This is a genomic window from Candidatus Rhabdochlamydia sp. T3358, assembly GCF_901000775.1.
GTDB lineage: Bacteria > Chlamydiota > Chlamydiia > Chlamydiales > Rhabdochlamydiaceae > Rhabdochlamydia.
The window spans coordinates 1-5,892 of sequence record NZ_CAAJGQ010000028.1; the positions used below are offsets into that span (position 1 = coordinate 1).

At 35.5% G+C, this 5,892-nt stretch carries 6 protein-coding genes and 4 pseudogenes; 7 read left to right on the forward strand and 3 right to left on the reverse strand.

What is annotated here, in order from left to right:
• Positions 1-383: pseudogene (locus RHTP_RS07425) on the reverse strand (IS3 family transposase); the annotation flags it as partial.
• Positions 384-444: 61 nt separating this feature from the next.
• On the opposite strand from RHTP_RS07425, the pseudogene RHTP_RS07430 reads away from it, so the two are divergent.
• From RHTP_RS07430 to RHTP_RS07450, 5 genes and pseudogenes are all read left to right on the forward strand, one after another.
• A pseudogene (locus RHTP_RS07430) lies at positions 445-789 on the forward strand (helix-turn-helix domain-containing protein); the annotation flags it as partial.
• A 1-nt stretch (position 790) separates the two neighbouring features.
• Positions 791-1,015, forward strand: a complete 225-nt coding sequence (locus RHTP_RS09200) for a transposase (RefSeq protein WP_502705351.1) — start codon at positions 791-793, stop codon at positions 1,013-1,015.
• Positions 1,016-1,155: 140 nt separating this feature from the next.
• Complete coding sequence (locus RHTP_RS07440) at positions 1,156-1,512, forward strand: hypothetical protein (protein WP_138107497.1); 357 nt, start codon at positions 1,156-1,158, stop codon at positions 1,510-1,512.
• 14 nt (positions 1,513-1,526) lie between these two features.
• Positions 1,527-3,392, forward strand: a complete 1,866-nt coding sequence (locus RHTP_RS07445; protein ID WP_138107498.1) for a hypothetical protein — start codon at positions 1,527-1,529, stop codon at positions 3,390-3,392.
• A gap of 23 nt (positions 3,393-3,415) precedes the next feature.
• Positions 3,416-3,958 (forward strand): hypothetical protein, encoded by a 543-nt coding sequence (locus tag RHTP_RS07450; protein WP_138107499.1) that lies wholly within the window; start codon positions 3,416-3,418, stop codon positions 3,956-3,958.
• Here the strand turns inward: RHTP_RS07450 and RHTP_RS08850 are convergent.
• Entirely contained in the window at positions 3,921-4,070 is a 150-nt protein-coding gene (locus tag RHTP_RS08850) for a hypothetical protein (protein WP_171005779.1), read from the reverse strand. The genes RHTP_RS07450 and RHTP_RS08850 overlap by 38 nt on opposite strands.
• Before the next feature lie 177 nt (positions 4,071-4,247).
• Here RHTP_RS08850 and RHTP_RS07455 point away from each other — a divergent pair.
• A pseudogene (locus RHTP_RS07455) lies at positions 4,248-4,511 on the forward strand (transposase); the annotation flags it as partial.
• Between the two features lie 17 nt (positions 4,512-4,528).
• Here the strand turns inward: RHTP_RS07455 and RHTP_RS07460 are convergent.
• Entirely contained in the window at positions 4,529-5,683 is a 1,155-nt protein-coding gene (locus RHTP_RS07460) for an IS30 family transposase (protein ID WP_138107501.1), read from the reverse strand.
• 61 nt (positions 5,684-5,744) lie between these two features.
• On the opposite strand from RHTP_RS07460, the pseudogene RHTP_RS09205 reads away from it, so the two are divergent.
• Positions 5,745-5,892, forward strand: a pseudogene (locus tag RHTP_RS09205) (IS3 family transposase); the annotation flags it as partial.

Below are 5,892 nucleotides of genomic sequence, written 5' to 3' on the forward strand. Positions count from 1 at the left end.
TCCAAATGGTTAGGAGCTATCATTATCTCTTTTTTGCTTGCCCTTGTAGTCACCTTCCATTTTTTTCTCATCTTAGCCTGTATTTTCTCTTGCTTCATTAATTTAGCAACTCTTTTTCTAGAACAGGAAATGCCCTGCTTTTGAAGCTTGGCGTGAATCCTCGGGCTCCCATAAGTTCCTCGGCTACTCTTATGAGCTTTTTTAATTTCTTTGATTAACTCTTGATTCTCTACGTTTCTTTTACTAATCACTCTATTTAAAAACTCATAGTACCCACACCTGGAAACTTCTAAAATGTGAGCCATCTTCTCTATTTCAAATTCTTTAGAATGGGTCTTCATAAATTCAAATTTCAACTCTTTGGTTTGGAGAAGATGGCAACTGTAGATTCAATGGGTCATAACAACATATAATTTATTATATATAATGTTTTGGGATGTATATATGGCCTATGAAATATCAAGAAAAAATTTTACTGAAGAGCAACAAAATACCATGTGGAATTTATGGTCAAAAGGAAAATCGCACAGTGAAATAGGTCGACAACTAAATAAGCGCGCAGGCTCTGTTTTTTGCTTTCTACAAAAATATGGCGGTATAAGACCAGTTAAACCTAAACGATCTGTAAGAGTGTTAACATTACATGAGCGAGAAGAGATTTCTCGAGATATATCTGTCCAACTATCCATCAGAGCTATTGCAAGGAAATTAAATCGCTGTCCTTCGACTGTATCGAGAGAAATTAATCGCAATGGCGGTATCACAAACTATCGAGCTGTTTTGGCCGATGATAGCACGGAAAAGAAACACCAAGGGATATAAGATAAAAGGTATTTGCTACCTTGAAAAGCAACGTTGGGTCGTTGAGAGAACAATTTCTTGGTTAAAGACAGGCTTTCGTCGCCTTACAGTGCGTTGGGAAAGAAAGGCAATATATTGGAATGGTCTATTAATGTTTGGACTACTGGGCTATTGGATGAATTTCTTAAGTCGGCAAGTATCTTTAAAACAATAAATTTAATTCAAGATAGGTTCATAGTTTTAACATCGAATTTTTTAGGCTTCTTTCAGATTTTTTAAACTTCCTGTTAAAATAGTCTTTTATTATACTGCAAGATCTTTTAAACACATTAACCTAATAAATAGGCATTTATTATGACATTTCCAATAAGACGAGAAGCAGCAAGCAACAAAAACGCTATAGTACCAGAAAACCCTGCATTTGAGGCCTTTGTGAAAGGACAAATCAATGAGCAGGTAGATAAATATACAGCTCCTGTGAAATCTGCTTTAGGAGAGCGTTCAGATACGTCTATTAAAAGATCAAATGATGCTAGCAAAAAAATTTCCGCAAAAGTTCTTCCTAAACCAGTTGCACATATTGCCAAAGAATCGATTGACGCTGCTGAACCTATTAGTCAAAAAGCAGCCCGAGTAGCAATTAATACGGGTATTGCTATAACAACAAACAAGATGGTAAATAAATCCGTTGATTGGGCAAAGAAACATTAAAAACAAAATTACCTATGAGCATTACTTCTTTAAATCATCTTTCTGATTTCTATCAACAGCCTCTGCCTCCAATTGAGGCAGAACAACCAGAAAGTATCGTCTCTCAAAAAACCATTCATCAGTGGTGTGTTAATGAGTATGTAGTTTATTTGATTAACCAGGATGACTGCTTATGGTATATAACAACTGATCAGAATCAAAAAGAAATACAAACAGGAAAGATTAGTACTTCCGGAACAAGAACTCTAGATGAAGAGATCGCGCGTCTCATGCAGTCTAGAGTTTTGATAAACGAAGATGGTACAGCTAATTTTTTGCTAATCTATCATACATGGAGAATCCCTAATAGAGAACTTGATGAGCCCAAAAAAGCGGTTCATTCACCTGAAAATAATTTTATAAAATCATTTTCTAACTACCATTCATGGAAATACGATCCCACTGCAGAGCTTAGTTTGAATCAAGGGAATGAAAGTATAGTTTGGAATATATTCCGAAGATTCTCCAAAAAAGACTCTTATTTTTATTCTTTGCAAGAAACCACAGTTCCTTCTTCACGATGTCATCCCGGTACGGTTGCTCTCATTGATAAAATAAAAAAAGAAGCTTTTAATAATCCACAACACGTTCGCTGCTTAATAAGAGATTTCAAAGTAAGAGTTGTTAACTCTGAATTCATCAAAAAAGAATATGAAGCAATAAAAAAAGATTTAAAGGAGTATGAAAAATCCTTATTTCACTATGAAAAAACAGTAGATGCAAAAAACAAACCAACTTTTAGAGGAAGACGCAGAGAACTGCTGCTGATTTTTCAAAAATGTGAAAAATCTTTTAATACAGTCAATAACTCTCAAGTTTCATGTATTACCGATCTTAAAAACCTTAAAAAAAATTATGAAGAATTAAGTACAGCTTTAGAAAAGTGTAAAGAATCCTTAGAGCTTGCAAAATTGTCACTTGAAACCACTGGGACAGTTTTGGCGGGTGTAGGAATATTTGGAATTGGGGCTCCTGCTGCTTATTTAGCAAGAGAAGCAGTTAATGTTGGAGCGAATGCTGTTAAAAATTATTTGGGGAATGGTGTTATGGGGTCTCTTGCTGGAAATTGTATGAAGATTCTCTCTAGATCTACTATTGTGTTTGCTGGCGCGGTTGCAGTTACTGCAGTTGCTTGGCCTTTTCTCCATGAAGAATTCCAGCTCGATACTGATAAATTGAACGCCTTACAAAAAAGAATGACCCCCCTGTTTTTACAAAAGCCTTTACTTATTGAAATTGAGCCAATCAGTCTCCCAAGTGAAATTGATCCCAGAATGCGTGTTAGCAAGTTTACTTGGGCTGTAACAGTAGTTACAAATGGTGGTTCTACTAAAGACCATTCAGAAATCATCATAGAAGGAATCAATGATGGGTTTTATAATCATGAGTCTCCTCTTCTCGGTAAACACGCCAAACCAGTAAAAGAAGGAGAAAAATTTATACATTTAGCCCACTTTCTTCCTCGCATAGAGTCTGGACTCCTTTCTCCAAAGGATTTAGAATATCAAACAAGAACTGAAATATGGATGATAACAAGTGACAAAGTACAAGAAATGTTAAGACGCATTGAAAAAGAACAATCTCTCCCAAAAGAAGAACGTACCCGTAATTTTAACATACGTGGAAAATATGCTATATTTCCTATATGGGATCCTAGGGAAGAGGCTGTGTTCAACCGTGGTGAAACTGGCGATAATTGCTATACATGGGATGCAGATCATCTAAAATTGCTAGGCATTGATCTGGGTTCAAGCTGGAAAGATTACATAGCAGCAATGGCAACAAATTATACCAAAAAGCCAGAAGAATACAAAAAAATACCAGTTCAGGAAATGATCTAATCAAAACAATAAAGAGCATTTAAATGTATACGCCTATTTCTTTTTCAGAAAAATTAAATTACCAAGTAAAGTCTTTTATATTTGATTGTGCAGACAAAGCTACGGAAAACACAGAAAAAATTCGATTTCCAGCCTATCTTGCATTATTTGCAAATGGCATAACGTATTTTGCTCTGAGAACTCTTTCTGTTGCAGAGATGACAATTTGTGGTTGCAAATTTATTTGTTCATCTGATCAATACATGCTAGGAAAAAGCTTTCTTCTCAAACAAGTTCCTTTGCAAGTTTTGAATATAATTGGACTGCCATTTTCAATCGTAGCAAACAGTATTTTTATCATTTATGAACCAAAACATTACATATTAGCAAATCTTGAGTCGGTAAAAGTAGAACTTAGATACGCAGAAGCTGGTACAACTGATAGCGAAGATTACAAAAATGATTTATATGATGCTAATAGCACTGTCAAAGATAGGCTAATGGAGTGGCAAAAAAGAAATACAGGATTACGAGCCAATCTAACTAGCCTTAATAACGAATCTGATACATCGCTTGCATACGATTAGCATCCTCTTCTGTCATGCCTTTGTTTTTTTTCTTACTTTGAATAACGGCTAAATATCGAAAAGCATCCATCGTATGAGAAGACCAATCATGAACTGGTCGATCGCTGTACACGTTTAGTTTTTCGTTATAATGTTTGTGGTAGTTTTCCGCAGCTTTGAAGAATAGATCAACAAATCAAGTTTCGCGCGTTGGGATTGGCGACTTAGACTTCTTCTGATCTTGCTACCATTACCTAGACATAAAGAACATAGACAGCAAATAATAATAGCTTAAGAAAAATAAGGGTCTATGAAAAATCAAGAAAAGTACAACCGTGAGTTTAAAATAAACACTGTAAAGCTAAGTCGAGAAAGCAGTAAGTCTATGAGCGAAATCGCTCATGATTTAGGTGTAGCCAAATCTACCCTTTACGCGTGGATCCAAGAGTATAAGGAGCATGGAGAAGACAGTTTCCCTGGATCTGGGATATTAAAGCCATGCAATGAAGAATTATATCGTTTAAAGAAGCAACTAGCTGACGTTACGATGGAGAGAGACATCCTAAAAAAAGCAGTTGTAGATTCAACTAATCAATGCAACACTTCTTCAAGTCTCTCTGCTGGAGATAAAAACTTCAAAGTTTTTCTCGGTCTCTCATTTAATTCTTTGGCAATTTGATCCAAATCAGATTGAGTATAAATGCTCAGATCTGTTTTTTTAGGCATATATTGCCTCAGAAGATGATTAGTATTTTCATTGGTTCCTCTTTGCCATGGAGATCGAGGATCGCAGAAATAAACCTTTATTTCTGTATCAATAGTAAATTTTTTATGTTTGGCTAATTCCATTCCTCGATCCCAAGTTAAGGATTTTTTTAATTGGCAAGGCAGATCAATAATTTTTTTAGTAATAGCACTGACTACATTGTTGGTATCATTACCATCAAGTCGTACTAATAAAGTAAATCTAGAGGTTCTTTCAACTAATGTAGCAACGAAAGATCTTTTTGAGCCGCAAATTAAATCCCCCTCCCAATGGCCAGGAATAGCTCGATTATCAGCTTCTTTAGGTCTGTCATGAATGGAAATAGCATCAACAATGCTTCCACGAGCATTCCCTTTAGTGTTAAATTTCTTTGATTGACGCATAATTCTTTGTGTTCTGAGTTGACGTTGTAATACCTTTTTTAAGGTGCCTCGTGATTGAATATAAAGTGTTTTGTAAATAGATTCGTGAGAAATACACATAGCTTTATCTTCTGGAAATAGGCACTTTAGATAGCCTGAGATTTGTTCTGGTGACCATTTGTTGGCAAGTTTATCTATAACGATGTTTCTTAGTTCAATATTGACCTGAAGCTTGCATAGCTTAGGACGTTTAGCTCTTACCCAAGCTCGCTTGTCGGCCAAAACAGCTCGATAGTTTGTGATACCGCCATTGCGATTAATTTCTCTCGATACAGTCGAAGGACAGCGATTTAATTTCCTTGCAATAGCTCTGATGGATAGTTGGGCAGATATATCTCGAGAAATCTCTTCTCGCTCATGTAATGTTAACACTCTTACAGATCGTTTAGGTTTAACTGGTCTTATACCGCCATATTTTTGTAGAAAGCAAAAAACAGAGCCTGCGCGCTTATTTAGTTGTCGACCTATTTCACTGTGCGATTTTCCTTTTGACCATAAATTCCACATGGTATTTTGTTGCTCTTCAGTAAAATTTTTTCTTGATATTTCATAGGCCATATATACATCCCAAAACATTATATATAATAAATTATATGTTGTTATGACCCATTGAATCTACAGTTGCCATCTTCTCCAAACCAAAGAGTTGAAATTTGAATTTATGAAGACCCATTCTAAAGAATTTGAAATAGAGAAGATGGCTCACATTTTAGAAGTTTCCAGGTGTGGGTACTATGAGTTTTTAAATAGAGTGATTAGTAAAAGAA

Excerpts from the sequence above, each read along its gene's own strand:
- RHTP_RS07440 (WP_138107497.1), top strand. The coding sequence starts at position 1,156 with ATGACATTTCCAATAAGACGAGAAGCAGCAAGCAACAAAAACGCTATA.
- RHTP_RS07445 (WP_138107498.1), top strand. The coding sequence starts at position 1,527 with ATGAGCATTACTTCTTTAAATCATCTTTCTGATTTCTATCAACAGCCT.
- RHTP_RS07450 (WP_138107499.1), top strand. The coding sequence starts at position 3,416 with ATGTATACGCCTATTTCTTTTTCAGAAAAATTAAATTACCAAGTAAAG.
- RHTP_RS07460 (WP_138107501.1), bottom strand. The coding sequence starts at position 5,683 with ATGGCCTATGAAATATCAAGAAAAAATTTTACTGAAGAGCAACAAAAT.